This window comes from Brachyspira sp. (assembly GCF_050873525.1).
In the GTDB taxonomy this organism is placed as follows: Bacteria; Spirochaetota; Brachyspiria; order Brachyspirales; family Brachyspiraceae; genus Brachyspira.
Genome location: NZ_JBNMIZ010000288.1, coordinates 1 through 2,717 on the forward strand (window position 1 = coordinate 1; position 2,717 = coordinate 2,717).

Below are 2,717 nucleotides of genomic sequence, written 5' to 3' on the forward strand. Positions count from 1 at the left end.
ATATTACTATATATAGTTATTTAAAAAATTTTGTGAAGTTTTAAATATTTTGAAAAGGTAATAATGGAGATAATACATTTTATACAAAATTTTATTATAAATTATTTTTTCCCAATAAAGATAAGGTTAAATCCAGAATAAAGCGAACCTCACGCTTTCGCATGAGGTTCTAAAAATTATATTTTAATTAAAGGGGGAGTTAACCATTTGGAGAGAGAAAACTTAAAAAATGAAAAAGACTTAAACATAATTGCGTTTTAATTAAAAATCCATCATTTGCCGTAGCAATGACAAATTTAATTTTCAAATCAATTTCAAAGACCAAATAAATTTACAATCAAATATTTTTTAATTAATCATCACGGAAACCCAATTAATCAGCGTTTCCATCCAACCGCTTTTAAATGAACGCCCGCAAGGGGCTTCAGCGCCTTGCATGCTTTTCTCTGTATTGTTAACACAAGAGGTTCGCTTCTGCGCCCTTTAGGGAAAACCCCTTGTTGTCAGAAAAAGCATCATTTTCAATCTGGATTACTTCGGGCGTTGCCCTCGTAATGACGAATTCAATTCTTATTTCCGAAACCTCTTAATGACAGTTAAAAAAATATTGTCATTGCGAGACGATGCCAAAGGCACACAGCGTGAGGCGAAGCAATCAACTATTAATAAAACTAAATTTTAAAATAAAATTCTATTACTTTGGATTACTTCGCTTCCTTTCAGTCGCTCGTAATGACAAAATCAAAAATTATATCCTAATTCTATATCCCAAGTGAAAGGTTTTGCAACCGAATAAGTCGACAAAATCGGCGTTTTATTAAAAATATTTTTAAAGTGAGCTGAGATTATCAAATGCTTAAACCAAATCGAATAAAACGAAATATTAAAATCATGAAAATCATCCGAATATTTAATCGGCTCATAATCGGTTATCGGTCTGTTTGTCGAATAAATATAATGAATATTGAAAGATAGCGAAGTTAAAATATTATTTTCGGAAATAAAATCGTAGCCCAATAAAACCGAAACTACATCTTTTGGAAGTCCAATTTTTGGAGATTTATTTTCTCCCATAAAACCAAGCTGATAAGAATAACCGACTTTAGTCTTTATTCTATTATAAGTTAAAAATGGAATCTCATAACCAACGCTAGTGCTTACAATATGCGACTGCGCTTTATCGACATTTGTAGGATTTCCATGCCAAATAATTTTATTGCTATAAATCGTATAAGAATAAGAACCTTCTATTTTCAAATTCGTTATCGGTTCTAAAGTAAGTTTAGTTAATATTTGATTATAATCTTCCGACTTCAAATTAATATTTCCAATCGTTCCGTAATATAAATCATTGAATGTCGGCGCGGTATAATCATGCGAATAAGAAAAATATAATCCGTAGCCTTTATAAAAATTCAAATTAAAAGCGGCGTTATAAGCTAAATAATTTCTATTTTTATAACCGTTCAAAATATCCGACATGAATTCGTATTTAATATCGGGTAAAAGCGTGAATATCGGGTTGTTATCATCCCAATAACCAAAAGAAAGTTGCGGTTCATATTTTATTGAAACTGAATGCCTTTGCGGATTTGTCGAGTAATTAGTATAAATCGCTCCCTTTTCTTCGGTTAAAATATCGTATCTATATTCGGGAGTTAGTTTATTATAAAAAGTTATTATATTCGGCAAAAATTCATCCATTCTGCTTAATGAACCGTTCAAAGAAACGGCATGCGATTTATAATCCGAAACAAATTTTCCATTTTGAAAATAAGGCTTATCGACAAAAGAATCGAACAAATAAGAGAGATTAATATTATAATCCAAAATCTCCGAAAAACCGTTATAAGAAATCGAAGATATCAAAGTTGTAAAATTAAACCAAGATTTTGTTTCCATTATCGGCGGAATTTCATATTGAGCGGCGGAATTATTAAAAGAAATATTAACGAACGCTTTTATATAATCTTTATTATCAAATAAATATTTATAATCTGTGGAAAAATTCATTATAAGCTGGCGATTATCATGAAAATTTCCTTCGATTCTATCTCCCCATTGATTAATAAAATCATAATGATAATTTCCATCCGAATAATAAGAATCGGCGGTAAATGTAAAAGTTTGTTTTTTATCAATATTCTTTGAAAATAAAATTGACGGACGAACGGAATTATAAGAACCGTAAGAAAGCAAAACCAAAAGTATATCTTCGAGCGGCGTTTTAGTCGTAATATAAACCGAATTGCCTTTAATTTCTATACTTTCGATTAGATTTGCTGGGATTCTTATTAAATCCACTCCAGCATCGGCGTTTCCTTTAGCCGTATTCATAAGAACATTATTCACATAGATTTTGATATTATCGGCGTTAGCTCCAGCAGGGTCAACCGTTTCGTTTCCCATATAATTTCCTTTATTTACAAAACCAGGTTGATTTGCCAAAACTTCCTGCGCGTTTTGATAACCCATTCTGTCGATTTCTTCCGAAGTTATGATAGTATTATTTACTTTAATCGGCTCTTTTTCTTTATTATTTTCGGGTTCTTCGTTTGTCTGTGCGGAATTTGTAATTTCCACTCTCGAAGTAACCCAAATATTCCCTTTCAATTCTTTTATTAAATATGATTGAGAATAAAGATTTACCGCAAATAATAAAAAAATAAATAATATTTTCATTTCTATTTTCTATATAAAAATCTATATTTATAATG

At 30.3% G+C, this 2,717-nt stretch carries 1 protein-coding gene; it reads right to left on the minus strand.

Going from position 1 to position 2,717, the window contains the following annotated elements; genetic code table 11:
- Positions 1 to 741: 741 nt before the first annotated feature.
- Positions 742 to 2,682, minus strand: a complete 1,941-nt coding sequence (locus ACR0QS_RS12630; protein WP_432633807.1) for a TonB-dependent receptor plug domain-containing protein — start codon at positions 2,680 to 2,682, stop codon at positions 742 to 744.
- Positions 2,683 to 2,717 lie beyond the last annotated feature (35 nt).

Bases quoted from the DNA above. Each gene is read 5' to 3' on its own strand.
- ACR0QS_RS12630 (WP_432633807.1), bottom strand. From the start codon at position 2,682: ATGAAAATATTATTTATTTTTTTATTATTTGCGGTAAATCTTTATTCT.